The organism is Streptomyces sp. NPDC046303 (genome assembly GCF_055588085.1).
The window spans coordinates 93,482-118,522 of the sequence record NZ_JBVJFA010000024.1 but is presented as its reverse complement, the minus strand read 5'-3'; the positions used below and the strand labels follow the sequence as shown (position 1 = coordinate 118,522).

The 25,041-nt window shown below is 73.6% G+C and carries 17 protein-coding genes, 2 tRNA genes and 1 pseudogene; 9 read left to right on the top strand and 11 right to left on the bottom strand.

What is annotated here, in order from left to right:
• Window positions 1–562: 562 nt before the first annotated feature.
• Window positions 563–1,099 (bottom strand): MarR family winged helix-turn-helix transcriptional regulator, encoded by a 537-nt coding sequence (locus tag ACZ6I1_RS24440; RefSeq protein ID WP_469290460.1) that lies wholly within the window; start codon window positions 1,097–1,099, stop codon window positions 563–565.
• Window positions 1,100–1,232: 133 nt separating this feature from the next.
• Between ACZ6I1_RS24440 and ACZ6I1_RS24435 the strand changes: the two genes are divergently transcribed.
• The gene (locus ACZ6I1_RS24435) at window positions 1,233–2,570 is read left to right on the top strand and encodes an MFS transporter (RefSeq protein WP_469290470.1); all 1,338 of its coding nucleotides are present in this window, start codon (window positions 1,233–1,235) and stop codon (window positions 2,568–2,570) included.
• 56 nt (window positions 2,571–2,626) lie between these two features.
• On the opposite strand, the gene ACZ6I1_RS24430 is transcribed toward ACZ6I1_RS24435, so the two are convergent.
• Window positions 2,627–4,414 (bottom strand): ATP-binding SpoIIE family protein phosphatase, encoded by a 1,788-nt coding sequence (locus tag ACZ6I1_RS24430; protein WP_469290468.1) that lies wholly within the window; start codon window positions 4,412–4,414, stop codon window positions 2,627–2,629.
• A gap of 135 nt (window positions 4,415–4,549) precedes the next feature.
• Entirely contained in the window at window positions 4,550–5,968 is a 1,419-nt protein-coding gene (locus ACZ6I1_RS24425) for an NAD(P)/FAD-dependent oxidoreductase (RefSeq protein ID WP_469290458.1), read from the bottom strand.
• Window positions 5,969–6,308: 340 nt separating this feature from the next.
• Here ACZ6I1_RS24425 and ACZ6I1_RS24420 point away from each other — a divergent pair, with 340 nt between their 5' ends.
• Window positions 6,309–7,085, top strand: coding sequence for a TetR/AcrR family transcriptional regulator (locus ACZ6I1_RS24420; protein WP_469290456.1), 777 nt, complete (start codon window positions 6,309–6,311; stop codon window positions 7,083–7,085).
• Window positions 7,086–7,266: 181 nt separating this feature from the next.
• Entirely contained in the window at window positions 7,267–9,315 is a 2,049-nt protein-coding gene (locus ACZ6I1_RS24415) for a sigma-70 family RNA polymerase sigma factor (RefSeq protein WP_469290454.1), read from the top strand.
• 80 nt (window positions 9,316–9,395) lie between these two features.
• Here ACZ6I1_RS24415 and ACZ6I1_RS24410 read toward each other — a convergent pair whose 3' ends face one another.
• Window positions 9,396–11,636, bottom strand: a complete 2,241-nt coding sequence (locus ACZ6I1_RS24410; protein WP_469290453.1) for an asparagine synthase-related protein — start codon at window positions 11,634–11,636, stop codon at window positions 9,396–9,398.
• Between the two features lie 628 nt (window positions 11,637–12,264).
• Between ACZ6I1_RS24410 and ACZ6I1_RS24405 the strand changes: the two genes are divergently transcribed.
• The 4 genes from ACZ6I1_RS24405 to ACZ6I1_RS24390 all read left to right on the top strand — a co-directional run bounded on the left by ACZ6I1_RS24405 (window position 12,265) and on the right by ACZ6I1_RS24390 (window position 17,718).
• A complete protein-coding gene (locus ACZ6I1_RS24405; protein WP_469290452.1) occupies window positions 12,265–14,010 on the top strand; it encodes a sporulation protein in 1,746 nt (581 codons plus the stop codon).
• A gap of 67 nt (window positions 14,011–14,077) precedes the next feature.
• Window positions 14,078–15,310: an L-2-hydroxyglutarate oxidase gene (lhgO, locus tag ACZ6I1_RS24400; protein WP_469290451.1), complete on the top strand. Its 1,233-nt coding sequence runs from the start codon at window positions 14,078–14,080 to the stop codon at window positions 15,308–15,310.
• 130 nt (window positions 15,311–15,440) lie between these two features.
• Window positions 15,441–16,253: a tRNA (guanosine(46)-N7)-methyltransferase TrmB gene (gene trmB / locus ACZ6I1_RS24395; RefSeq protein ID WP_469290449.1), complete on the top strand. Its 813-nt coding sequence runs from the start codon at window positions 15,441–15,443 to the stop codon at window positions 16,251–16,253.
• Window positions 16,254–16,296: 43 nt separating this feature from the next.
• Window positions 16,297–17,718 (top strand): PrsW family intramembrane metalloprotease, encoded by a 1,422-nt coding sequence (locus tag ACZ6I1_RS24390; protein WP_469290447.1) that lies wholly within the window; start codon window positions 16,297–16,299, stop codon window positions 17,716–17,718.
• Here the strand turns inward: ACZ6I1_RS24390 and ACZ6I1_RS24385 are convergent.
• The 3 genes from ACZ6I1_RS24385 to ACZ6I1_RS24375 form a co-directional block, all read right to left on the bottom strand.
• Complete coding sequence (locus ACZ6I1_RS24385; RefSeq protein WP_469290445.1) at window positions 17,669–18,721, bottom strand: M23 family metallopeptidase; 1,053 nt, start codon at window positions 18,719–18,721, stop codon at window positions 17,669–17,671. The two genes, ACZ6I1_RS24390 and ACZ6I1_RS24385, sit on opposite strands and share 50 nt — an antisense overlap.
• Window positions 18,722–19,012: 291 nt before the next feature.
• Window positions 19,013–20,266 (bottom strand): PP2C family protein-serine/threonine phosphatase, encoded by a 1,254-nt coding sequence (locus ACZ6I1_RS24380; protein ID WP_469290443.1) that lies wholly within the window; start codon window positions 20,264–20,266, stop codon window positions 19,013–19,015.
• A gap of 158 nt (window positions 20,267–20,424) precedes the next feature.
• Window positions 20,425–20,498 (bottom strand) — tRNA-Met (locus ACZ6I1_RS24375).
• A 303-nt stretch (window positions 20,499–20,801) separates the two neighbouring features.
• On the opposite strand from ACZ6I1_RS24375, the gene ACZ6I1_RS24370 reads away from it, so the two are divergent.
• Together ACZ6I1_RS24370 and ACZ6I1_RS24365 are read left to right on the top strand one after the other, a co-directional pair.
• Window positions 20,802–22,073 carry a hypothetical protein gene (locus ACZ6I1_RS24370; RefSeq protein ID WP_469290441.1) on the top strand — a complete coding sequence of 424 codons (1,272 nt, stop codon included), beginning with the start codon at window positions 20,802–20,804 and terminating at the stop codon, window positions 22,071–22,073.
• 150 nt (window positions 22,074–22,223) lie between these two features.
• Entirely contained in the window at window positions 22,224–22,541 is a 318-nt protein-coding gene (locus ACZ6I1_RS24365; protein ID WP_469290439.1) for a hypothetical protein, read from the top strand.
• Between the two features lie 24 nt (window positions 22,542–22,565).
• Here ACZ6I1_RS24365 and grpE read toward each other — a convergent pair whose 3' ends face one another.
• The 4 genes and pseudogenes from grpE to ACZ6I1_RS24345 form a co-directional block, all read right to left on the bottom strand.
• Window positions 22,566–23,183 (bottom strand): nucleotide exchange factor GrpE, encoded by a 618-nt coding sequence (gene grpE / locus ACZ6I1_RS24360; RefSeq protein ID WP_469290437.1) that lies wholly within the window; start codon window positions 23,181–23,183, stop codon window positions 22,566–22,568.
• Between the two features lie 30 nt (window positions 23,184–23,213).
• Window positions 23,214–24,023, bottom strand: a complete 810-nt coding sequence (locus tag ACZ6I1_RS24355; protein ID WP_469290435.1) for a VOC family protein — start codon at window positions 24,021–24,023, stop codon at window positions 23,214–23,216.
• 443 nt (window positions 24,024–24,466) lie between these two features.
• Window positions 24,467–24,539: transfer RNA gene (locus tag ACZ6I1_RS24350), tRNA-Lys, on the bottom strand.
• Window positions 24,540–24,735: 196 nt separating this feature from the next.
• A pseudogene (locus ACZ6I1_RS24345) lies at window positions 24,736–25,041 on the bottom strand (DEAD/DEAH box helicase); the annotation flags it as partial.

The window sequence follows — 25,041 nt, the reverse complement described above, 5'->3', positions numbered from 1 at the left end:
TGAATGTTTACCCGTAATCGGGTGCACACATCACGTAGAGCGGGACGATCATGTCGGAATAAGACCGACCGTCCACTGCGTCCTCGCTGTGTAATCGCCTGCAAGCACTCCACGAGGGAGCCTCACAGGTCTTTTTCAAAGGAACCTCATCCACCGGAGTGGACGGGGTATCAACTTCTGGCGTTGATTTTTGGCACGCTGTTGAGTTCTCAAGGAACGGACGCTTCCTTTGTACTCACCCTCTCGGGCTTTCCTCCGGGCTTTCGTTCTGTTCTTGCGTTTCCGACTCTATCAGACTCTTTCGGGCCTGACCCCCGGTCAGCGGGGTTTGTCTTCCGGGCTGTTGGGCCCTTCCGACTCCTGAACTCTAGTGGATTTCCCCGGCGATTCATAATCGGCCTTCGGAAATGAATTCGGGCATGCCGAATTCGTTCCCAGTGGGAGATCGTGCAGAGTTGGGTGCCGCGACGAGGCGGCGGGATCTGTTGCCTCCGCAACCTTTCGGCCCGGGGACAACTCGAAGAACCTTACGGATCCGTGAGGACCGTGTCAACCCCGGTGGTCAGCTGGGCGACTGGAGGTCCTCCACGCGGTCCAGGAGCCGGGTGAGCATGTCACCGAGCACCCCGCGTTCCGCGGTGGAGAGGTCCTGGAGGAGGTCCTCCTCGAAGACCGTGGCCGCCCGCATCGCGTCCAGCCACTTGCTGCGGCCCTCGTCGGTGAGCTCCACGATCACGCGGACCCGGTTGGACTCGTCCCGCTCGCGCGTGACCAGCCCCTCCGCCGTCATGCGGTCGATCCGGTGGGTCATCGCCGCCGGCGTGAGGCCCAGCTGCTTCGCGAGCTCGCTCGGGCCCATCCGGTACGGGGCGCCGGAGATGACGAGGGCCTTGAGGACCTCCCACTCCGCGTTGCTGATGCCCAGCGCCGCGGTCTGGCGTCCGTACGCGACGTTCATGCGGCGGTTCAGGCGGCTCAGTGCCGAGACCACCTTCTCGACCTGCGGGTCGAGGTCCTGGAACTCGCGCTGGTAGATGGCGATCTGCTCATCGAGGGTCGGCTCGTGGACGGGCGCGGTGCCGTCGGGGGTGTCACCCATGGGTCGAAGTATGGCACGTACCCGTTGGCATCTAACTCCTTCGATGTGTAGAGTTAAGGATCGAAGTTTAGGTATGAAGTTCTGAAGTCTTCAGTCTTCGGCTCTCAAAGGCAGGTGAGAAGTGACCAAGGTGATGGGCGCCGCGATGCGGCGGATCCAGGCCGGGAACGCGCTGACCGCGTTCGGCATCGGCTTCACGGTTCCGTTCCTCTACATCTATGTGGCGCAGGTGCGAGGTCTGGGTTCCATGGCCGCCACGAGCGCGTTCGTGGCGTTCGCGCTGGGCGCCCTGGTCGCGCTGCCCCTCACCGGCCGGGTCATCGACCGACGCGGTCCCGTACCCGTGGTCATCGGCGCCGCGGTCGCCGCCTCCGTGGGCGCGATCTCGCTGGGGCTCTCCACCGGCCTGGTGCCGATCCTGCTGTCCGCCCTGGCGCTCGGCGCCGGGCAGGCCGTGATGCAGCCGGCCCTCGCCACCATGATCGTGTGGTGCTCCACCCCCTCCACACGGACCCGTGCCTTCGCCCTCCAGTTCTTCATGCAGAACCTCGGTCTGGGCATCGGCGGGCTCATCGGCGGGCAGATCGTCGACGAGAGCCGTCCAGGCAGCTTCACGCTGCTGTTCGGCGTCGAGGCCCTGATGTTCCTGGTGCTGGCGGCGGTCATCGCCTCCGTGCGGATGCCGCAGGTGCAGGGGTTCAAGGACGCCCGGCCGAAGGACTCGGCGCAGGCGGGCGGCGGCTTCAAGCGGCTGCTGCGGCACAAGGCCATGGTGCAGCTGTGCGTGCTCGGCTTCGTGCTGTTCTTCGCCTGCTACGGGCAGTTCGAGTCGGGTCTGGCCGCCTTCGGTACCGAGGCCGCCGGGATCTCCCCCTCCACCCTCGGCTTCGCGCTGGCCGCCAACACCGGTGCGATCGTCATCGCGCAGTTCGTGGTGCTCCGGCTCGTCGAGAAGCGGCGCCGGTCCCGGGTGATCGCGCTGGTCGGGCTGATCTGGACCGTGGCGTGGGTCATCGCCGGGTTCTCGGGGCTGGGGCACGGAAGCGCCGTGATGGCCGCCGCCGCGTTCATCACCACGTACGCGCTCTTCGGCATCGGCGAGGCCATGCTCTCCCCGACCCTGGCGCCGCTGGTGGCGGACCTGGCTCCGGAGGGCTCCGTGGGGCAGTACAACTCCGCCTTCGCGCTGGTCAAGCAGATGGCCCTGGCGCTGGGGCCGCTCGGTGTGCCGCTCGGTGCGGGGGTTCCGATGCTGTACATCGGGATCTTCATCGCCGTCTCGCTCGGGATCGCCTGGCTGGCGCTGCGGCTCGGCAAGCAGCTGACGCCGGTCCAGGACAACCCGTCGCTGTCCCGGGTCGTGGCGCAGGGTGGGCCCGCAGCCCACGCAGCACCCGCAGCACCCGCAGCACCCGCCGCCCCGGTCGCCCGGCCCGTCGTGGCCGAGGCCGCTGAGCCCGTGCACGCGTAAGCATCCGCCCGTAGGAAGGCCCCGGTCCGGTGGACCGGGGCCTTCCGCGTGTGCGGCTACTTGTCCGGCAGGGCGAACTCGCACCAGACGGCCTTGCCGCCGCCCGGGGTGCGGCGGGTGCCCCAGGACGAGGCGATGGTGGCGACGATCGAGATGCCGCGGCCGGTCTCGTCGGCCGGTTCGGCGCGGCGGCGGCGCGGCAGGTGGTCGTCTCCGTCGGTGACCTCGATGATCAGGCGGCGGTCGGTGCGGCGCAGCCGCAGGCGCATGGGCGGGGTGCCGTGCTGGAGGGAGTTCGCGACGAGCTCGCTGGCGGCCAGGACACCGAGGTCGCACAGCTCGACGGGGAAGCGCCAGGAGGTGAGCACGCCCTGGGCGAAGGCGCGGGCGCGCGGGGCGGCCTCGATGCCGCCGAGGAGTTCCAGGGCGGCGTTGTGGAAGAGCTCGGCGTCCGCGCCGGTGCGGGCGGGCTGCTGGAGGACCATCACGGCGACGTCGTCATCGTGGTCGGCGTCGACTCCGAGGGCGCGCATGAGGCGGTCGCAGATGACGGCGGGGGTTCCCTGGGCGCCGGAGAGGGCGCGTTCCAGGGCGGCGACTCCTTCGTCGATGTCCTCGCCGCGGCGTTCGACCAGGCCGTCGGTGTAGAGGACGGCGGTGGAGCCGGGGCCCAGGGCGATGGTGCCGGAGGTGTGCAGCCAGCCGCCGGTGCCGAGCGGCGGGCCGGTGGGATCGGCGGCCCTGCGTACGGTGCCGTCCTCGTCGCGGACCAGGATGGGGAGGTGGCCGGCGGAGGCGTACGCGAGCAGGCCCTCGTTGGGGTCGTGGACGGCGTAGACGCAGGTGGCGATCTGGCTGGCGTCAATCTCGGCGGCGAGGCCGTCGAGGAGCTGCAGGACCTCGTGCGGGGGGAGGTCGAGGCGGGCGTACGCGCGGACGGCGGTGCGGAGCTGGCCCATGACGGCGGCGGCGCGGACCCCGCGGCCCATGACGTCGCCGATGACGAGGGCGGTGCGGCCGGCGCCGAGGGTGATGACGTCGTACCAGTCGCCGCCGACGGCCGCCTCGGTGCCGCCGGGCTGGTAGGTGGCGGCGACGCGCAGGTCGTCGGGCTGTTCGAGCTCCTGCGGGAGGAGGGAGCGCTGGAGGGTGACGGCGGCCTCGCGCTGGCGGCGCTCGCTGGCGCGGAGGCGTTCGACGGCTTCGGCGTGGTCGGTGACGTCGGCGAGGTGGATCAGGATCCCGGTGTGGTCGGGGTCCGTGTCGCCCTCGGTGCCGGACTTGGGGAACTCGACCGGGGTGCAGGTGACGGTGTACGAGTTCGTGCCGCCGGGGGTGGTGCGGTTCTTGGCGGTACGGGGCTTTCCGCTGCGCTGGACCTGGTCGAGGAGCGGGAGGAGGCCGAGCTCGCCGAGCTCGGGGAGGGCCTCGTGCGCGGGGGCGCCGGGGGTGCGGGTGCCGAAGCCGGTGACGTAGGCGTCGTTGACGTAGGCGACGCGGTGCTCGGAGCCGTGGACGAGGGCGACCAGGGCGGGGAGCCGGCCGAGGACCTCGCGTACGGAGAGCTCGTCGAGGCTGGGCACCGTGGCGAGGGCTCCGGTCCCTGCGGCGGGGGCGAGGGCCGGGGTGGTGCCGGAGCCGCTGCCGGTGCCGGAGACCGTGGGGTCGGTGGGGGAGCCGTCGGCGGCGGGCGCGGACCGATCGGTTCCGGGGTCGGCGCGGCCGCCGCGGGCTGCCGGGACGGAGCCTTCACCCCGCTTGGCCTGGGCGGCGGCGTGTTCGGACCGGGCGGCGGCGCGGCGCTGCGTTCCGGGAAACCGGGCGCTCCAGCGCGTGAAGTTCACTGCGTTCAAGCCTCGTGGTGTCGCAAGTGGTCGCTGTGTCGCTCGTGGTGAGTCGCTGACTGGACGTTGTCACTCTGTGCAGGTGTGAGCCCACCTATGGTCACACGTCCAGTGTGGCCGACCGCACTGACAACGTCAGCCCTGGCTGTCCTGCGGGGGTTTGGGGGCGGGGTGGGACGGGGGTTCCTTGGGGCCGCCGCCTGCGGCGAGTTCGAATTCTGCCCTGGGGTGTTCGAGTGAGCCTAGGGAGACGATCTCCCGCTTGAAAAGACCGGAGAGGGTCCATTCCGCGAGGACGCGCATCTTGCGGTTGAAGGTGGGGACGCGGCTGAGGTGGTATGCGCGGTGCATGAACCAGGCGGGGTAGCCCTTGAGCTTGCGGCCGTAGACGTGGGCGACGCCCTTGTGGAGGCCGAGGGAGGCGACGGAGCCGGCGTACTTGTGGGCGTATTCGGTGAGGAGTTCGCCGCGCAGGGCGGCGATGAGGTTGTCGGCGAGTGCCTTGGCCTGGCGGACGGCGTGCTGGGCGTTGGGGGCGCATTCGCGGCCGGACTCGGGCGCGGTGATGTCGGGGACGGCGGCGGCGTCGCCGGCGGCCCAGGCGTGCTCCACGCCCTCGACGGTGAGGAAGGAGGTGCAGGCCAGGCGTCCGCGGTCGGTCTTGGGCAGGTCGCAGGCGCTCAGGATGGGGTGGGGTTTGACGCCGGCGGTCCACACGACGGTGCGGGTGGGGAAGCGGGCGCCGTCGCTGAGGACCGCGACGCGGTTCTCGCAGGATTCGAGCCGGGTCTCGAGGCGCAGGTCGATGTTGCGGCGGCGCAGTTCGCGGACGGTGTAGACGCCCATGTCGGGGCCGACTTCGGGGAGGATCCGGTCGCTGGCCTCGACCAGCACCCACTTCATGTCCTCGGGCTTGATGTTGTGGTAGTACCGCGCGGCGTAGCGGGCCATGTCCTCGAGTTCGCCGAGCGCCTCGACGCCCGCGTAGCCGCCGCCGACGAAGACGAAGGTGAGGGCGGCGTCGCGGAGGGCGGGGTCGCGGGTGGAGGAGGCGATGTCCATCTGTTCGATGACGTGGTTGCGCAGGCCGATGGCCTCTTCGACGGTCTTGAACCCGATGCCGTAGTCGGCGAGTCCCGGGATGGGCAGGGTGCGCGAGATGGAGCCGGGGGCGAGGACGAGTTCGTCGTACTCGATCTCGGTGGCGCCGGTGCCCTCTTCCTCGGTGGCGAGGGTGGTGACGGTGGCGGTGCGCTTGGAGTGGTCGATGCGCTGGGCTTCGCCGATGACGATGCGGCATTTGTCGAGGACGCGGCGGAGCGGGACCACGACGTGGCGGGGGGAGATCGAGCCCGCGGCCGCTTCGGGCAGGAAGGGCTGGTAGGTCATGTAGGGCTCGGGGGTGACCACCGTGACCTCGGCTTCTTCGGATCTCAGCTTTCTCTGGAGCCGAAGGGCCGTGTACATGCCGACGTAACCGCCGCCGACGACCAGGATGCGGGTGCGGGGCGGGGTACCGGGGGCCGCGCCCCGGGAGTTAGCAGCCTTCACCATCCCATGACGCAACGTGGCCGGGAGTTTGTCCACAGGCCCGACACATTGTGTGACCGGCGGTGGTGCCGGGGCGGGGTGGAAGCGGACCTTGGAGGGGGGTGAAAACCCGCAGGTCAGACGGCACGGAATGAACAGTTCCGAGGGTACGGAACGGAAAAGTGGGGGTGAATGCTCCGATCGGGCGGTGCTCCGTCCGGGGCTGCCTCTTCTGAATTGACTCTGGCTCAACTATGTTCGTATCTCGTCGAGGAGTAGGACCGGGCCCACATGACCGTGGCCCCCTCGGCGTGAAGGCGGGGAGTGTCTCCGGGGGGAGACAGATGATTACCGGGGGAAACATATGAACATTTCCGATTTCCATGGCTCTGCGACCGCACTCTCGGTCGAGGCCAACGGCCGCGGTATCGCGGGCGGCGGCACGACGCACGGCGTAGGCCGGTCCACGCCGCTGCGCGTCGATGCCCAGCGCAATCTGGAGCACGTGCTGCGCGCGGCACGCGAGGTCTTCGGCGAGCTGGGCTACGGGGCCCCGATGGAGGACGTGGCACGTCGTGCGCGGGTCGGCGTCGGCACGGTGTACCGGCGGTTCCCCAGCAAGGACGTACTGGTCCGGCGGATAGCCGAGGAGGAGACCGCCCGGCTGACCGAGCAGGCCAAGGCCGCGCTGGGCCAGGAGGAGGAGCCGTGGCAGGCGCTGTCGCGCTTCCTGCGCACCTCCGTGGCCTCGGGCGCGGGGCGGCTGCTGCCGCCGCAGGTGCTGCGGGTGGGCTCGGCGAGCGAGGACGGCGTCGAGGAGGCCGAGGCGGCGCGGGTTCCGCACCAGCGTCAGGCCGTCACGGCCGGCGGGTCTCCCGAGCTGCGCGTCGTGGGCGCGCGGCCCGTGGGCGAGGACGAGCCTTCGCAGGACGCGGGCGCGGGTGCGCTGCTCGAGGTCGTCGGCCGGCTGGTCGACCGTGCCCGGGAGGCCGGTGAGCTGCGGACCGACGTCACGGTGGCCGACGTGCTGCTGGTGATAGCGACGGCGGCGCCCGCGCTGCCGGACCCGGCACAGCAGGCGGCGGCCTCGACGCGGCTGCTCGACATCCTGCTCGAGGGGCTGCGGTCCCGGACGGTGTGACCGCTGCGGGGAGCCCGGTCGCGGCACGCGCTCGACCGGGCGTCAATCCGCCCGCCAGTACGGTGTTTCGTCGAAATGTGCCCGGATGAGTGGATGGCGCGCAGAAGGGTTCGACGCGAGGTCGCCGTGTGACACGCTTGATCGGTGTACCGGTTGAGTGTGTCGTGCGGGGGCTTCCGCGATGGGCGTTGACGGTCGTGAAGAGGCACTCGGTGGCGCCGGCGGCGAGGTCGGAGCGGGCAGTCTGCCCGCCCGGCAGGTGCCCGCACAGCGCGAGCCGGGCGGTCGGCACGCTGCCCTGACGGGCGGTGGCGGTGAGCTGCCGCCGTCGGACGGGGACTTGATCGCCCGGATGCGGGGCGGCGACGACGGTGCGTACGAGGAGCTGTTCCGCCGGCACGCCGATGCCGTACGCCGCTACGCGCGGACCTGCTGCCGGGACGGGCACACGGCCGACGATCTGACCGCCGAGGTGTTCGCGCGGACGCTCCAGGCGGTACGGGGCGGCGCCGGGCCCGACCAGTCGGTGCGGGCCTATCTGCTGACCACCGTACGCAGGGTCGCCGCGGCCTGGGTGAAGACCGCTCGGCGGGAGCACCTCGTCGAGGACTTCGCCGTCTTCGCGGAGCAGGCGGTCACGGGGACGGAAGGGGCCGGGCTGTCGGGCCTGTCCGGGGACGACACCCTCGAACTGGGCGCGGACGTCCGGGCCATGCACGCGGCCGAGCAGTCCCTGGCGATGCAGGCGTTCCGGAGCCTGCCCGAGCGGTGGCAGGCCGTGCTGTGGCACACCACCGTCGAGGAGGCCTCGCCGAGCGCGATCGCGCCGCTGTTCGGGCTGAGCGCCAACGCGACGGCGGTGCTGGCCAGTCGTGCCCGCGAGGGGCTCAAGCAGGCGTATCTGCAGGCGCATGTGAGCTCGGCGCTGAGCGAGGGCGGCGACTGCGCGCGGTACGCGGACCGGTTGGGCGCCTATGCGCGCGGCGGGCTGCGGATGCGGGCGGAGCGGGGGCTGCGCAAGCATCTGGAGGAGTGCGCGAAGTGCCGGCTGGCCGCCGGGGAGCTCAAGGACGTCAACGCGGGCATTCCCGCGCTGCTTCCGGTCGCGGTCATCGGGTGGTTCGCCGCCGGGTACGCGGCCAAGGCGGCCGGAGTGGTGGCCGGCGGGGCCGTCGCCGCGGGCGGTGCCGGGGCCGCCGCGGCTGCCACCGGTGCGGCGACCGCGGGCGCCGGAGCCTCGGGAGGGGCTGCGGGGGCAGGGGCTGCTGGTGCGGGCGCTGCCGGTGGTGCTGCTGGTGGTGCGGGCGCTGCCGGTGGGGCTGCTGGGGCGGGGGCTGTTGGTGGGGCTGCTGGTGGTGCGGGTGGGGCTGCCGGTGGGGCAGGGTCGGGGGCCGGGGCCGGGGGGGCCGTGGTGTCCGAGGGGCTGGGGATGCCGGCCAAGGCCGCCATCGCCGCAGGGATCGCGGTCGCTGCGGCCGCCGGGGTGGTGTTCGCCCTGACCGGGGACCACACCGATCCGCCGGCCCAGGCGAAGCCCGCCCCGCCGGTGGCGGCGCCGGTGGTGCCGAGCGCCCCGGCCTCGCCGGCGCCGAGCCCGACGGAGGCGGAGCCGCCGCCCGCGCAGGCCTTCGTACCACCGCCGCAGACCGAGCCGTCGCCGACGCCGCCCGCGCCGACCCGTGCCGCGCCGAGCCGCTCGCCTTCTCCGTCGCCCAGCCGGGAGAAGGCCTCACCCAGCCCGTCTCCGAGCCGGACCTCGCCGAAGCCCACCCCGCCGCCCGCGCCGAAGCCGGCCCAGGGGTTCCAGCTGTCGCGGCTCGGCCACTCGGTCTACGGGGACCATGACGGCCCGGAGATCCAGACCTGGCGCAGCAGTTGGGTGTGGCAGCGCTGGGGGCTGGAGGTGGGCGACCGAAGGTTCGGGCAGGGGATCACCGTGAACTCCCGCTCCTCCGTGGAGATCGCCCTCAACCGGCGGTGCACGGCCTTCTCGGCGCGCGCCGGGGTGGACGGCCTGTCGATGTACAGCGACAGCTTGGTGCGGTTCTCCGTGTATGCCGACGGGCAGCGGCTGTGGCAGTCCGCGGCCCTCGGGTACGGGGATCCTGCGGCGGCCGTGGAGGTCTCGCTGGCCGGGCGCAAGACGCTGCGCCTGGTGACGGAGAAGGCCGGTCCGGGCCGCCTGCCCGTGCTGGCCAGCTGGGCGGACTCGGTGATCAGCTGCCGCTGAGCGACGGCGAGGGGATGCGGCCCCGCGTCAGGACCGCCTAGGGCCGCCTAGGGCCGCCTCGGCAACGCTTCAGCAGCGCCTCAGGACAAGGCCGGGCGGTGGACGGGGACTCCCTCCGGCACCGCGCGGCGGCGGGCCGCGGACGTGCCCGTCCAGCAGGTGCCGCGGCGGGCGAGGAGGCGGTGCAGCCACAGCTCCATGGAGACGAGTTCCGCCAGCCCGTCGAGCGGGACGGGGCGGCCGTCCGCCGCGTCGATCAGGGCCTGCTGCACGACCCGGGCGTCGATCAGCCCGGCGTCCGCGAGCAGCGGCGCGGCGAACAGGGCGAGCAGCTCGCTCAGGGCCGCGCGCAGCCCGAGCCGGGTCGCCGCCTCGTTCGGGGTGTGGGTGGTGGCCCCCCAGCCGGGCGGCAGTTCCCGCACGCCGGTCGAGGACAGGACGGTGCGCAGGATCGCGGCGCGGGCCCCGGGCTGGACGCGCAGGGATTCGGGGAGCGCGCGGGCGGCCCGGACGACCTGGTTGTCCAGGAAGGGGGCGTGCAGGCGCTGGCTGCGGACCTCCACGGCCTGTTCGAAGACCCGGTGGTCGGCGGCGTGCCGGGCGAGGGCGGCGCGGGCCCGGGCCTCCCCCGGCCGCAGGGAGAGGGGAGGGCGGCCGGCCGCGGCCGTGAGGCGGATCGATACTTCCGCCAGCGCCTCCCCGGTGAGCCAGCCCGCCGCCGGGCCGGGCCGTGACCAGGTCAGGGCGGCGAGGGAAGCGTCCACCGGACCGGAGGATCTCTCGGTGACCCCGCCCTCGCGGAGTCTGGCCGCGGCGGCTTCCATGCCCGCGCGGTACGTCGTACGGGCAAGTCTGCGGGCCGCGGAGTACACGGTCAGCGGCACCAGCAGGGACTCGCCCGGGGCTCCGGAGGCCGATGCCGAGCGGGCCAGCGCCGCCACCGGGCGCAGCAGGTGGCGGCGGCGGCGGTCCATCAGGAGGTCGGCCATGCGGGCGGGGTGCGCGTCGAGGACCTGGCGGGCGCCGTGCCCGGTGAAGTGGTCGGCGGATCCGGCGGCCAGCCGGCGCCGCTCGCGGGCGGCGAAGACCAGGGAGGGGCCGGGTTCGTCGGTCAGCGGGCCGTCGAGTTCGGCGTACGGGAGGGCCTCCTCCGCGGCGGCCACCACGACGTGGTGCAGGCGCGGGTCGGCCGCGATGGCGCGGGCCCGTTCCAGTTCCTCCTCGCGGCCCCGCGGGGTGGCGAGGTCGTTGAAGGTGACGGCCAGCAGCCGGGCTCCGGCGGGGCTGGTGAGGGTGCCGGGGGCGCCGGGCAGGCCGGCCGCGAGCAGGGCCAGGGTCGCGGAGGCGCTGCCGCCGGAGAGGTCGGCGCCGACGCCGGGCACCGGGGCGCCCCGGGCCGCGCGCCGGTCGGCGGGGCCCATGCCGGGTACGGGGCCGGGATCGTACGGCGGAGCTGCGTCGGGGGCATGGCGGGGCGCCGTGAGCCGGGCGCGCACGGCATCCACCAAAGCTTCCCGTACGCCCTCCACCGCGCGGTCGGGATCGGCCTGGGGCCCGGCCACCGCGAGCGAGGCGACGGGCTCGTACCCGGTGATCTCGCGGGAGCCCTCGCGCAGGATGAGCGCGTGCCCGGGCGGGATGCGCCGGACCCCGGCGTACGGTGTGCCGTCGCCCAGTGCCTCCGGGCTGTCGGGACAGGCCAGCAGGGCGGCGAGATGGCCGATGTCGAGCTGTGCCTCGATGAGGTCGGCCAGCGGGAGGGCGGCGGTTGCGTACGCGGTGCCGCTGGCCCAGGGGGTGTAGAAGACGGGCCGGGCGCCCGCGAGGTCGCCGACGACGGTGATCCGGCGGCCGGCCTGGACGACGGCGGTGTAGCTGCCGGACCACTGGGTGAGGTGGCGCAGGGCCCCGCCGCGGGCTGCGTACAGGGCCCTGCGCAGCTCGGCGTCGGTGGCGCCGCAGCAGCCGAGGACGGCGAGCCGGGTGAAGGGGTCGGCCGGGTCGGCGGTGAGGGTGCGGATCTCGTCGGGGCGCCAGTCGCCGACGGCCCAGAGCGGGTCGGGGTCGCCCCAGAGCAGCTGGGATCCGACGGGGTGGACGGTGCGTTCGGCGTTCGCACCCGGGTCGCCGGCGTGGGCGGCGTCCGCGATGCCGCCGTGGGGCGGGGCGCTGCCGCCCGGGTAGCCGGTATCGGGGTGACCGGCCTGGCCGGAGCCGTGGCCGGGCCCGTGTCCGGGCCCGCGCCCGGGTGCGTTCCCCGAGACGCGGCCGGCCGTGCCGAAGCTCGCGGCGATACTGCTCCAACCCACCAACCAGCGCACCGCCGCCTCCCCAGCCTGTGGGCACATGACCGGGGCACGGGCAGCACGGTCGGCGCTGAGGGCGCGGTCGGCGGGACCCCGGGTGGCTCGGGTCCATGCTGCCACGGGACAGGCGTGCGCGAGTGGTTAAAGGGGGCGCACATGCAAACGAACACGCCCCCGCCACGCGGTATTTGGCGTTCCGTTCCCCCCGCCCCATAGGTCGCTTTCAGCCATTCTTCGGCCGTCCTGAGAGCGGTTGCGGCGCCCGGCTCCCGGTGCGCGGCCGCGGTCCGGGAGGCGGATTCCGCCCCCCGGACCGTTCCGCCACCCGCGGGGATTGAGGTAGCGGCATCCCCCGGCCCGCCCGATCCGCGCAGCGGGCCGACCCACGCACCGCACATCGAATCGCCGGGCCCGCGGACCGGCCAGAGCGCACGGGCGGGCGCACGGCCACACGGGCGGAGCACGGGAGGGGACGTGCGCCCCGGACACGGGCCGGGGCGGACTGTGCAAACGGACAACAATCCCGCCATACGGAAGTAAGGGCCTTAACGCTTGGGAGGCGGGGAACTACGCTGGGTTTACGAAATGCCGGGCGCCTATGCCCCGGCGGCGTCTGCGTTCCGCGTGTGACGAGGGGTGGCGCATGTCCAGGGAGCTCCGCGAGCCCAATGAGAAGCTCGGCGCCGTCCTCGCCCTCGCGGGCATCAGCAACGCGGGGCTGGCCCGTCGGGTCAACGACCTCGGCGCGCAGCGCGGTCTGACGCTTCGGTACGACAAGACGTCGGTGGCCCGGTGGGTGTCGAAGGGCATGGTGCCGCAGGGCGCCGCGCCGCACCTGATCGCGGCTGCCATCGGCGCGAAGCTGGGGCGGCCGGTGCCGCTGCACGAGATCGGGCTGGCGGACGCGGACCCGGCGCCCGAGGTGGGGCTGGCGTTCCCGCGCGATGTGGGCGCGGCGGTGCGGTCGGCCACCGACCTCTACCGGCTCGACCTCGCCGGACGGCGCGGCGGTGGCGGGGTCTGGCAGTCCCTGGCCGGTTCGTTCTCGGTGGCGGCGTACGCGACGCCCGCCTCGCGCTGGCTGATATCTCCTGCCGACGGCTCGGTGGCGCGCGAGCCCGCGGGGGCGGGCGGTCCGGTGCCGGCTCCTGCGGCGCCCTCGGCTGCGACCCCCTCGGCTCAGGACATGCCGGTGCACGACCCACCGGCGGGACGGACGGGCGGACGGACGGGCGGACGGACGGGCGGACAGATCGGGACGCGGACCGCCCCGCAGGCCGGTGGACGGACCGGCACACAGACGGGCGGACGGACCGGCGGGCAGGCCGCAGGCCCGGCGACCGCACCGACCGCAGGCCCGGCGACCGGCCCGACGATGGGACCGGTGACGGGTGCGGCGGGAAGCCTGCCTGCTCCGCCGTCCACCGTTGTGCCCGCCCAGCCCGGCACCGAAACGCCCCGCGACCACGTCCAGCGCGTGGGCCACAGCGATGTGGCCAAGCTGCGCGAGGCCGCCGAGGACGCCCGGCGCTGGGACTCCAAGTACGGGGGCGGCGACTGGCGTTCGTCGATGGTGCCCGAGTGCCTGCGGGTGGACGCGGCGCCCCTGCTGCTCGGCTCCTACTCCGACGAGGTGGGCCGCGCCCTGTTCGGCGCGACCGCCGAACTGACCCGGCTCGCCGGGTGGATGGCCTTCGACACCGGCCAGCAGGAGGCGGCCCAGCGCTACTACATCCAGGCGCTGCGCCTGGCCCGCGCGGCCGCCGACGTACCCCTCGGCGGCTACGTCCTGGCGTCGATGTCCCTGCAGGCGACCTACCGGGACTTCCCGGACGAGGGCGTGGACCTCGCGCAGGCGGCCGTCGAGCGCAACCGCGGCCTGGCCACCGCCCGCACCATGAGCTTCTTCCGGCTCGTCGAGGCCCGCGCCCACGCGAAGGCCGGCGATTCCGCGGCGGCGGGAGCCGCGCTGCGGGCGGCCGAAGGCTGGCTGGAACGCGCCAGGGGCGGCGACCCGGACCCGACCTGGCTGGGTTTCTACTCCTACGACCGCTTCGCGGCGGACGCGGCGGAATGCTACCGGGACCTCAAACTCCCGCGGCAGGTACGGCGCTTCACCGAACAGGCCCTGTCCCGGCCCACCGAGGAGTATGTACGGTCGCACGGGCTGCGCCTGGTCGTGAGCGCGGTCGCCGAGCTGGAGTCGGGCAACCTCGACGCGGCGTGCGCGGCGGGCACCCGGGCGGTGGAGGTGGCGGGCCGGATCTCCTCGGCGCGGACGACCGAATACGTGCGGGACCTGCTGCACCGCCTGGAACCGTACGGGGACGAGCCGCGCGTGGCGGAGCTGCGCGAGCGGGCCCGGCCGCTGCTGGTGGCCCAGGCGTAGGACCAGGCAGGGCCCGACCCGGAAGACGGGCCCCGGGGGACCGCGTGCCCGCGTTGTCGGTGGCGGGGTGCAGTATGCAGGGGTGGGAGGTGTCAGCGTGGGCGGCGGCGTGGACTGCGATGTGCTGGTGATCGGTGGCGGGATCGTCGGCCTGTCGACGGCGCATGCCCTGTCACGGCTGGCTCCGGGGACCAAGGTGGTCGTTCTGGAGAAGGAGGCCGGCCCGGCCCGGCACCAGACGGGCCGCAACAGCGGGGTGATCCACAGCGGGATCTACTACCGCCCCGGCTCGCTCAAGGCGCGCTTCGCGGTGAGCGGCGCCGCCGAGATGGTCAAGTTCTGCGCGGAGCACGACATTCCGCACGAGGTGACCGGCAAGCTGATCGTCGCCACGGAACGCGAGGAGCTGCCACGGCTGCACGCGCTGGTCCAGCGTGGCCGGGAGAACGGCATTCCGGTGCGCGAGCTCGGCCCGGCGCAGATCTCGGAGTACGAGCCGGAGGTCCAGGGCCTGGCCGCGATCCACGTGGGCAGCACCGGGATCGCGGACTACGGGCGGGTGACGGCCCAGCTGGCCGAGTCCTCGGGGGCGGAGATCGTCTACGGCGGCGCGGTGGACCTGATCTCCCGCCGCCCGTCGGCCGTGGCGGTCCGCACCACCGCCGGGCTGGTGGTCCGCGCCCGGGTGCTGGTGAACTGCGCGGGCCTCCAGTGCGACCGGATCGCCCGCCTGGCGGGAGACGACCCGGGCATGCGGATCATCCCCTTCCGGGGCGAGTACTACGACCTGGCCCGCCCCGAGCTGGTCCGCGGGCTGGTCTACCCGGTCCCCGACCCCGCCTTCCCCTTCCTCGGCGTCCACCTGACCCGGGGCATCGCGGGCGGCGTCCACGTCGGTCCGAACGCCGTGCCCGCGCTGGCCCGCGAGGGCTACGCCTGGTCGACCGTCCGCCCGCGCGACATCGGCTCCGAGCTGGCCTGGCCGGGATCCTGGCGGATGGCCGCGCGGCACTGGCGGTACGGGGTGGGCGAGATCCACCGCTCACTGTCGAAGGAGGCGTTCACGCAGGCGGTACGGCGCCTCCTCCCGGCCGTGACCGCGGCGGACCTCCACCCGGCCCCGGCCGGGGTCCGCGCACAAGCCGTCCTGCGGGACGGCACCCTGGTGGACGACTTCCTGATCCGGGAGGCCCCGCGCACGGTGCACGTGCTGAACGCCCCGTCTCCGGCGGCCACCGCCTCCCTCCCGATCGGCCGCGAGATCGCCACCCGCGCCCTCCGGACCCTCGGCTCGGCCTGAACGGTCCTGGGCGGGGCCGGGGCGGGGTGGGGGCGGGGTAGGGGCGGGGGTAGGGGCGGGCCGGGTCCCCGGCCCGGGGGGGCCGCTCGCGCAGCCGCGCCCCGGCCCCCCGTCGTAGAATCGGCACATTGTGTCTGAGTCCCTGAACCCCCAGCCGCCCAGCCTCCCGGACGCCGCTCCGGAGGCGACCGCGTACGTGCCGCCCAAATGGCGCACCGAGCCCCGCTTCCCCGACGGGCCCGCCCCGGACCCGGCCGGCTCGCACCACGAGCGGCGCATCCGGAGCTTCCAGCCCCGCCGCAGCCGCGTCACCACCGGCCAGGGCGAAGCCCTCAAGCGCCTGTGGGGAACCTGGGGCCTGGACATCGACGGCCACGAGGTCATCGACCTGAAGACCCTCTTCGACGGCCTGCCCGTGGTCCTGGAGATCGGCTTCGGCATGGGCGAGGCCACCGCGCAGATGGCCGCCGCCGACCCCGGCACCGGCATCCTCGCCGCCGACGTGCACACCCCCGGGCAGGGCAACCTGCTCGCGCTCGCCGAGCGCAACGGGCTCAGCAACGTCCGCGTGGCCAACGGCGACGCCATCATCCTGCTCCGCGAGATGCTGCCGCCGGACTCCCTGGCCGGGATCCGCGTGTACTTCCCGGACCCGTGGCCCAAGGCCCGCCATCACAAGCGCCGCCTGATCCAGCCCGAGTTCCTCACCCTGGCGGCGACCCGGCTGGCCCCCGGGGCCGTACTGCACTGCGCGACCGACTGGGAGCCGTACGCCGAGCAGATGCTCGAAGTGCTCACCGCGCACCCCGACTTCGAGAACACCCAGCCCGACGGCGGCTATGCGCCGCGCCCCGCCTTCCGGCCGCTCACCCGCTTCGAGGGCCAGGGCCTCGACAAGGGCCACGTCGTACACGACTTGCTCTTCCGCCGCAGGGAGAACTGACAACGTCACTGCGCGTGTCAGACCGGCTCTGTAGGGTCATGGTGTGTTCCGAGCGCTCCCCCCTGTGCTCGCACGCCCGTCGGGCACGGTCCGCACGTGCGTGCTCGTCGTTCTGCTCGCCGCCACCGGGATCGCGATCCTCGAACTGGTGCGGGAGCAGACCGGCACCCCCGGCTTCTTCGTCGGTCTCGGTCTGGCCCTGCTGCCGGTGCCGCTGCTCATGGCGGCCTTCCGGTGGCTGGGCCGGGCCGCGCCCGCGCCCTGGCCGCAGCTGCTGTTCTGCTTCGGCTGGGGTGCCTGCACCGCGGCGCTGATCGCGATACTGGCCAACAGCTTCGCGACCGAGTGGATAGCCGCGGCCACCGCGGACCCTTCCGACGCCGACCAGCTCGGTTCGGTGGCGATCGCGCCGGTGGTGGAGGAGACCGTCAAGGCGGCGGCCCTGCTCCTCGTCTTCGTCTTCCGCAGACGGCATTTCACCGGCCCCGCCGACGGTTTCGTGGTGGCCGGCTTCACCGCCACCGGCTTCGCCTTCACCGAGAACATCCTCTACCTCGGCAACGCCTTCGGCGATGACCTGGCCAAGGGCACCGGCATGCTCCACTCGATCACGGCCGCGACCTTCTTCGTCCGCATAGTGGTGTCGCCGTTCGCGCACCCGCTGTTCACCGTGCTCACCGGGCTCGGTTTCGGCGCGGCCGCGCTCAGTGCCCGCCGCAGGAGCAGGATCGGCCTGCCCCTGCTCGGGCTGGCGCTCGCCATGGGCCTGCACGCCCTGTGGAACAGCTCCTCGCGGCTCGGCGAGTACGGGTTCTACCTGGTCTACGGCTGCGTGATGGTCCCGGTGTTCGGGCTGCTGCTGTGCCTGGCGGTGCGGATAAGGCGCCGCCGTCTGCGGGCCGTCGCGGGGGAGCTCGCGGTGTACGCGGCCGCGGGCTGGCTCGGTCCCGCCGAGGTCCCCGCCCTGGCTTCGATGCCCGCCCGGTCGCTGGCGCGCAGCCTGGCCCGGCGCAGCGGGGGCCGGGCCGCCGGCCGGGCGGTCGCCCTGTACGAGGCGGATGCGGCGGCCCTGGCGCTGCTGCGGAACCGGGCGCGCCGCGGCGGCCCGGGGCGCGAGCCGGATTTCGCCGGACGGGAGCGGGAGCTGCTGGACCGGCTGTGGCTGCGCCGGGCGACGGCGGGTCCCGCGCTGTCCCGGGCGGCGGTCATGGAAGAGCTGCTTCCGCCGTGGTTCGATCCCCTGCCGAGGCCGGGTGGCCCGCCCGGGGCCGCGCCCGGCGCCGCGCCCGGCGCCGCGCCCGGCGCCGTGCTGGCCGGTGTGCCGGCACCACGGCGGGCGGGCGATGCCAGGGCGAGGACGGGCGATGCGCGGACCGGGGCGGGCGGCGCCGGCGCGGGGAGCGCCGTCGGCCGGTTCAGACGTTCAGGCCCTTGGAGGTCAGCCACGCCAGCGGGTCCACCGTAGAGCCGCCCTTGCGTACTTCCAGGTGGAGATGGGGTCCGGTGACGTTGCCGGTGGCGCCGACACGGCCGATGGTCTCGCCCGGGGAGACCGTGCCGGAGGTCACCGACATCGAGGAGAGGTGGCAGTACCAGACCTCCGTCCCGTCCTCGAGCTCGAGCACGATCCGGTAGCCGTACGCCCCGGACCAGCCGGCCGAGGTGATCTTCCCGGCTGCCACGGCCTTGGCCGGGGTGCCGGTGGGAGCGGCGAAGTCGAGGCCGGTGTGGTAGCCGGAGGACCACATGGAGCCGGCGACCCCGTAGTGCGAGGTGAGGGTGTAGGCGGAGGTGGGCAGGGAGTAGCTGCCGGCCAGTTGGGCGAGGCGCTCCTGCTCGGCCTTGGCCGCTGCGGCCGCTGCGGCCTCCTCGGCTGCCTTGGCTTCCTCCGCGGCCTTCGCCTCGGCCGCCGCCTTCGCTTCCTCGGCCGCCTTGCGCGCGGCCTCCAGCTTGTCCTTGGCCTCCTGGGTGGCGGCCTCCCGGGCGATCCGCTCGGCCTCGGCCTGGGCTTGCGCCGCGGCCGCGGCCTTCTGGGAGTCGGCCTGCTGGAGGATGCGGTTGCGCAGCACTTCGCCCGGGTCGGCGCGGCGGTCGGACTGCTGCGGGATGATGCCGGACCTCGCGGCCGCCCCGGCCGCCGGCCCGGAAGCGCCCTCCGCCTGCCGGACGGTGTCCCCGGTGATCCCGACGCCGGAGCCATCGGGCACCAGGTCGGGCAGGGACGGCATGGATATCGCGACCTGGGGCCGGTCCTGGGCGGTGGCGATGCCGCCCGCGCCGACGGCGGCGATGACGCCGACGCCGAGCACGGTGGAGCTGCGGGCCAGTCCGCCGCGCTGCTTGGCCACGCGGTGCTTGCCACGGACCGAACGGACCGAGTCCTCGGTGGGGTTCCACTCGCCCCAGGCGCCCGCGGTCGGCGGCTCGTGGTTCTCGATGCCTTCGGGGGCAGGCAAGTTGGAGGCCACCGGGGCACACTCCTCATTGACGCGATCGCGCACGGCGCCGTCTCTTGCGACGGCTGGGACGACCGCGCTGCGTTATCGAAAGGTAATAGACGGAGGGGAGTGATTCCAAGCTGTTGCGATGGATCGTTGCGCCAATTGGCCACTCCCTGACCAGTTCTGGCCAGACCTTTTCGCCTTCGATCCGGATCAACCCGGGCAAATTTCGGGCAGTTGCGCTACCACTCCAGCCACATTCTGATCATGACGGTCCGTCAGGGACCTTGCAGAGAGCGGCCCGGCCCTCACCCACCGTCACCTGCGGTCGTCGCGCCGCACCACCGGTACGGTCCACCGCCGCTCCGGCTGCCCCTCGCCCGGTCGGCCCACCGCCAGCAGCGCCATGTCGTCCGTCGCCCCGCCCCCGGTATGCCGGCGCACATCGCTGCTGAGCGCGCCGAGCAGCGCCTCCGGCCCGGGGAACACCCGCCCCCGCAGCCGGTCCGCCGGATCGTAGAAGGCCCCCGCCCGGTCCCGGGCCTCGGTGACCCCGTCCGTGTACAGGAGCAGCGTGGCGCCCTCCGGGAAGGACCACTGCTCGACCCGGTCCGGCCGGCCGTCCAGCTCGCCGAGGCCGAGCGGCAGGGCGGGCTCCTCGGGGCCGAGCGCCAGCAGTTCCCCGTCGGCGTGCAGCAGCAGCGGCTCGGGGTGGCCCCGGTTCAGCAGCCGCAGCACCTGCGCCTCCGGCGGGATCTCGCCGAGCACGCACGTCGTGAACCCCTCCACCGCGTCCAGGCTGTCGCGCCGGGTGCCCTCCCTGGCCAGGGCCCGCTCCAGCCGGTGCGCCAGGCGCTCCAGCGTCGGCTCGGTCTCCGCCGCCTCCCGGAAGGCCCCCAGGACCACCGCCACGGCTTCCACCGCGCCCAGCCCCTTGCCCCGTACGTCGCCCACCGCCAGCCGGACTCCGTACGGGGTCTCCTGCACCGCGTACAGGTCCCCGCCGATGAAGGCGTCCGCCTGCGCCGCCTCGTACCGGGCGGAGACGTGCAGGCCCCCGATCCGCGCGGCCGGCGTGGGCAGCACCGCCCGCTGCGCGGCCTCGGCGATGCCGCGCGCAGAGGCCAGCCGCTCACCGCTGCGCCGCACCACCCGGTTGATCAGGAGCGCCAGCGCGGAGACGGTCAGGACGGTGACCAGCTCGGTCAGCGCCTCCACCTTCCAGCTGGTGCCGTGGTACAGGTGCAGCAGGACCACGGCGAGCGAGGCCAGTGCGCCCGTGGCGGCCGTGGCCCGGAAGCTGAACAGCGGGGCGGCGACCAGCGGGGCCGCCGAGAAGAAGGGGGATCCGGTGAAGCCGGGCGGGGTCAGCACGTCGAAGACCAGCCCGAGGGTGATCAGCACACCCGGCAGCACCCGGACCACCTGCCGGGCCACACCGTTGCCGTTGCCGTTGCCGTTGCCGTTGTCGCCGCCGCCGCTGCCGCCGTTGACGCCGCCGTCCACGCTCTCGCCGTTGCCCTGCCGGCCCAGCCCCACCACGCTGCTCTCCTGCCGCCCGGTCGCTCGCACGGGTGCGGGCTGGCCCGCCTCGCCCCTCAAGGCTGGCGGCACGGGTGCCCGTACGGCGACCCGGCGGTGGCCGATCGGGTGACGAAGCCTCAGACACGACGGATCCGCAGCACGACGAAGGCCCGGCTCCCCAAGGGGAACCGGGCCTTCGTACTGAGTAGCGGGGACAGGATTTGAACCTGCGACCTCTGGGTTATGAGCCCAGCGAGCTACCGAGCTGCTCCACCCCGCGTCGGTAAACCCAACTCTAGACCATCCGGGGGGACGCCTTCGCCAATTAACCGCCGCCCCACCCCCGCAACCCCCGTAACCGCAGGTCAGGGCGGTCCAAGCGGCTCATATACGGCACCGGGAAGCGAAGATCATCTCTGTTGCACGCCGGTGACACTGCGGGGATGGTTCCGGGATCGTCTGCGGGCGAAGATTCACCTGTCGCCAAGGCCGCGGGGAACAGGAACCGGCCGGGCCGGCACCAACCACACCAACCGGCTCGGCGCTCTGCCGATGCCCTCGTGATTCCCGGGGGGAGTCCACCATGTCCGTTCGCACCGCAGCCGCCATCGCAGTCGTCGCCGGCGTCGTCACCACTCTGCTGCCGCTCTCGGCCACCGCCGCGTCCGCCGCGCCCACCGCCGACGGCCAGGCCGTGCTGCGTACGGAGATGGGCACTCCCGTCCCCGACGGCCCGCTGACCCGCGGCGGAGCCACCGAGACCTTCGACCTCACGGTGAAGAACCCGACCGGCAAGGCCGTCACCTACAAGCCGTGGATGCTCCTTGACCCGACCGGTCCGAGCCGCCTCCAGCAGGACGACGTCGTCTTCAAGGTCGAGTCGGTGGACGCCCCGGCAACCACGTCCTCGATCGGCCGGCAGGACGGCGAGTGGCAGGGCATGTTCTACCCGGCGGCCGGCGCCCCGGGCGGGCTGAGCGAGGGCTTCGACATCCCCGCGAACGGCAAGATGACCTGGAAGGTCACCCTCGGGCTCGGTGCGAACTACCCGACCAACAACGGCGACTTCACCCTCCGGGCCGCCAGCTACAACAACTCGGTGGCCGCCGACGGCACGGGCTCCCACCTCTTCAAGGTCGGCCCGCAGATCAAGACGGGCGAGCTGAAGACCTCGTTCACCCAGGGCAGCCCCGACATGGGCGGCCCGGAGAAGCGCGCGTACTGGAACCTGAACCACCAGGCCACGGGCGACGGCACGTTCGCCACCGGCCTCGCCCGCACCCTGATCCTGTCGCACCCGGGCGACGAGAAGGCCGACTTCCGCGTCCAGGCCATGATCGACGGCCGTTGGCAGGACCTGAAGGACGGGGACGCCGGCCGCTACGAGCTGCCCGAGATCCCCAACGGCTTCGGCGCGGCCTCCGGCGTCCGCACCCTGCCGCTGCGGGTCAGCCTGGGCGAGAACACCAAGATCAAGAAGAAGACCGCCATCACGATGGAGGTCGAGGTCGCCCACGCCACGGGCAACACCTACCCGCTCCAGACCGTCGGCGTGACGTTCCCGCTCGTCCCGTTCGCGCAGCCGGTGCCCTCCGGCACCCCGAGCGCCACGCCGTCGGCCAAGCCCACCAAGGCCCCGGTCACCGCCACCTCGGCGCAGCCGGCCGCGGCCACGTCCTCCTCGGCCGCCGCGGCGGGCAACACCCCCACGGCCACCACGGGTTCGGGCTCGCTCGCCGCCACCGGCTCCTCCTCGGACACGGGCCTGTACGCCGGGCTCGCCGCGGCCCTCGTCGCCCTCGGTGCGGCCGCCGCCTGGCTCGGCGCCCGCCGCCGCCGGGGCATCTCGGCCTGACCCGCACCCGTACGGGGAAGCGCCCCGCCCGATCCGCTCGGGTGGGGCGCTTCCTCGTACGGGGGACGTCCCGGGGGGGGCGCCGAGGCACGGACCCGGCCCGCCGCGAGGCGCGTACTGACGCGGCCGTCGCCAGGGCATGCTCGGAACATGACCGAGAACGAGATCAAGCTCAAGGCCATTGCCGCCCTGACGGGTCTGCGCGCCGACGTCGACGAGGGCCTCGTCTCGGATCTGCTGGGCGAGGTCATTCCAGGCCAGTTCACCGTCCCCGCAGGAGCCGGTCCCGAGGAGGCCGGTCTGGCGGTGCTCAGTCAGCTGTCCGAGCCGCTGAGCGCCCTGGTCAGCGGATTCATCACCGCCTTCGAGGCCGTCGCGGACGCCTACGACGAAACGGGCGCCGAGCCGCACACCGAAGGGATCCTCCAGGAACTGGCACTCCGGCTGGCCAGCGACGATCTGGAATGAGAAGCGGGGGCCGGCGGCCCGGCCTCAGCCCTCCGGCGCCGCCCCGGCCGCGGGCTCCTGCCCCTGCGGCTCACTCACCGATACCCGGGGCGGGCGCAGCAGCCGCTGCCCCACCCGGTAGCCGGGGCGCAGGACGGCCGTACAGACCGGCGCGTCCACCCCCTCCGACACCTGGTGGTCCACGGCTTCGTGACGGGCGGGGTCGAAGGGCTCGCCTTCCGCGCCCACGCGCTCCAGGCCGAGGTCCACGAGCCGTTCCTCCAGCTCCTCCGCCACGGCCCACAGCTCGCCGCTGTCACCGAGCCCGCGGGCCCTGTCGACGGCGTCGAGCACGGGCAGGAGGCCGGCGAGGACCTTGGCGGTGGCGATCTCCTGCTGCGCCGCCCGGTCGCGCTGCACCTGCTTGCGGTAGTTCTCGTACTGCGCTTCCGCCCGCCGCAGCTCCGCGGTGCGTTCGGCGAGCTGGGATTCCAGGGCTCGGGCCCGGTCCGGCGTTCCGAGTACGTGCTCGCCGCCTTCCCGCTCGGGTGTTTCCTCGTCGGGCTCCCTGGGCTGGAGGGTCTCCGGGTCGATCCGCCGCCTGTCGTGGATGACCACCGGGGGCTGCTCTTCCCCCGGCCGGGATCCATGGGGCCGGTTCACTGCGCTTCTCCCTTCGGCTCGCGCCCGCGGTCAGAACGTGACGGGTCCCGGGGCGGTGAACGACTGGTCGAGCGTGAACAGGGCGCCGTCCGGGTCGCTGATGGTGACCTGCCGTTCGTCGCTCTGCCAGGGGCCGTCGGGGACCACGCTGCCGCCGTGTTCGACTGCGGCCTCCGTGGCGGCCTTCAGGGCGCGGACCTTGAAGTGGACCAGCCAGCGCGGCCGCAGCTGCGGTGTGGGGGCTGCCGCCTCGACCGGACCGCTGTTGAGGCGGGCCACGGCCTCGCCCTCGCGGCGCAGGACGACCTGATCGTGCTCGTAGGAGACCTCGCAGCAGCCGTGGCCGCCGTCCGCCGCCCACTGCAGGGCCTCGCCGTAGAAGACGGCCGCGTCGAAGGCGTTCGTCGTGTGCAGTTCCAGCCATGCGGGTGCCGCTCCGTCGCCGATCCGCCAGTTGGCCAGGACGCTGCCTTCCCACACGCCGAAGGTCGCGCCCTCGCGGTCGGCGGCCAGGGCCGCACGTGCGTGCGGCGGGTACGGCACGGGGCCCACGGCGATGGTGCCGCCGCGCTCGCGGATCCGGGCCACGGCGTCGTCGGCGTCGTCGACGGCGAAGTACGGCATCCACGCGACGGGAACGGCGAACTGGCCGGCCACGGCGGCGACGCCCGCCACCGGGACCCCGCCCGCTTCGGCTACGGAGTACGCCCGGCCCAGCGTGCCGCGCTTGAACGTCCAGCCGAGCACGGCGCCGTAGAAGCGCTCGGACGCCTCCAGGTCACGTGCCGTCAGGCTGAGCCAGCAGGGCGCGCCCAGGGCGTCGGCCGTCACCAGAACCATGGCCTCCTCCTCTCACCGTCCCCCGCCCGACCTCCTGATCGTCTTCCTTCCCACGTCGCCGACGCGGAGCCGCGCCGGCCGCGCCCGGTCCTTCACTTGGCCCTTGCCCCGTGCCGCCGTGCCCATGCGCAGCCCGCGCCAAGGCCGCCGACACGGGTGTCCCCCGTCCGCCGCCCACTACACGAGCACACGCCACGGCGCCCACCCGTCACCGAGGGTGGCCGGCCGGAGGCCGTCGTGGGGCCGGGCGAACGTGCCGACGGAGTGGCACCCCAGTCGGTGCCGCATGCCCGTCCGCCCGTCTGCGGACCGGCACCTGACGTGCCGTCCGCTCGCGCACCGCTCGCGCGGCAGGGCGGAAACGACTGAGCGCCCCGCCCGGACGAAACCGGGTGGGGCGCTCAGTAGCAGGTCAGAGGGGGTGTCCCCCCGACTGCGAGCAGTAGGCCATGTCGGACTCGAACCGACAACCAACGGATTAAAAGTCCGCTGCTCTGCCAATTGAGCTAATGGCCCTCGGCGTGCTCACCCCAGAGCATAGCCGGACAGCGCCGGTCAGCCGATCGGGTATCGGCCGACCGGCCTGTCGGGGCCGGGCTGAGCGGGGTGCGGAGGACGCGGAACGGGACGCCGACGACGCGACAGGGCCCCCACGACCGGCTCGGGTTCGAGCGGTCGCGGGGGCCCTGTCAGGGGTTCAGCTCAGCTGCGATCAGCCGTTGCGCTTCCAGCGCGGCTTGTCGTCGCGGCGGCCGCCGAAGGAGCCGGTCGAGCCGGATCCGGACGGGCGGTGGTCGTCGCGGCGGCCGTACGGGCGGTCGCCGGCGCCGCCGGAGCGGAAGCCACCGGACGGACGGTCGTCACGACGGTCGCGGTTGAACGGACGGTCGCCGCCGGAGCGGAAGCCGCCGCCGGAGCTGCGGTCGTCACGGTTGTACGTGCCGTTGCCCGTGGCGGGACGGTCGCCACCGGAGCGGAAGCCACCGGACGGACGGTCGTCGCGGCGGAAGCCACCACG

Coding starts and splice junctions, on each gene's coding strand:
- ACZ6I1_RS24440 (WP_469290460.1), bottom strand. CDS start 1,099: ATGGGTGACACCCCCGACGGCACCGCGCCCGTCCACGAGCCGACCCTC.
- ACZ6I1_RS24435 (WP_469290470.1), top strand. CDS start 1,233: ATGGGCGCCGCGATGCGGCGGATCCAGGCCGGGAACGCGCTGACCGCG.
- ACZ6I1_RS24425 (WP_469290458.1), bottom strand. CDS start 5,968: ATGGTGAAGGCTGCTAACTCCCGGGGCGCGGCCCCCGGTACCCCGCCC.
- ACZ6I1_RS24420 (WP_469290456.1), top strand. CDS start 6,309: ATGAACATTTCCGATTTCCATGGCTCTGCGACCGCACTCTCGGTCGAG.
- ACZ6I1_RS24415 (WP_469290454.1), top strand. CDS start 7,267: ATGGGCGTTGACGGTCGTGAAGAGGCACTCGGTGGCGCCGGCGGCGAG.
- ACZ6I1_RS24405 (WP_469290452.1), top strand. CDS start 12,265: ATGTCCAGGGAGCTCCGCGAGCCCAATGAGAAGCTCGGCGCCGTCCTC.
- ACZ6I1_RS24370 (WP_469290441.1), top strand. CDS start 20,802: ATGTCCGTTCGCACCGCAGCCGCCATCGCAGTCGTCGCCGGCGTCGTC.
- ACZ6I1_RS24365 (WP_469290439.1), top strand. CDS start 22,224: ATGACCGAGAACGAGATCAAGCTCAAGGCCATTGCCGCCCTGACGGGT.
- ACZ6I1_RS24355 (WP_469290435.1), bottom strand. CDS start 24,023: ATGGTTCTGGTGACGGCCGACGCCCTGGGCGCGCCCTGCTGGCTCAGC.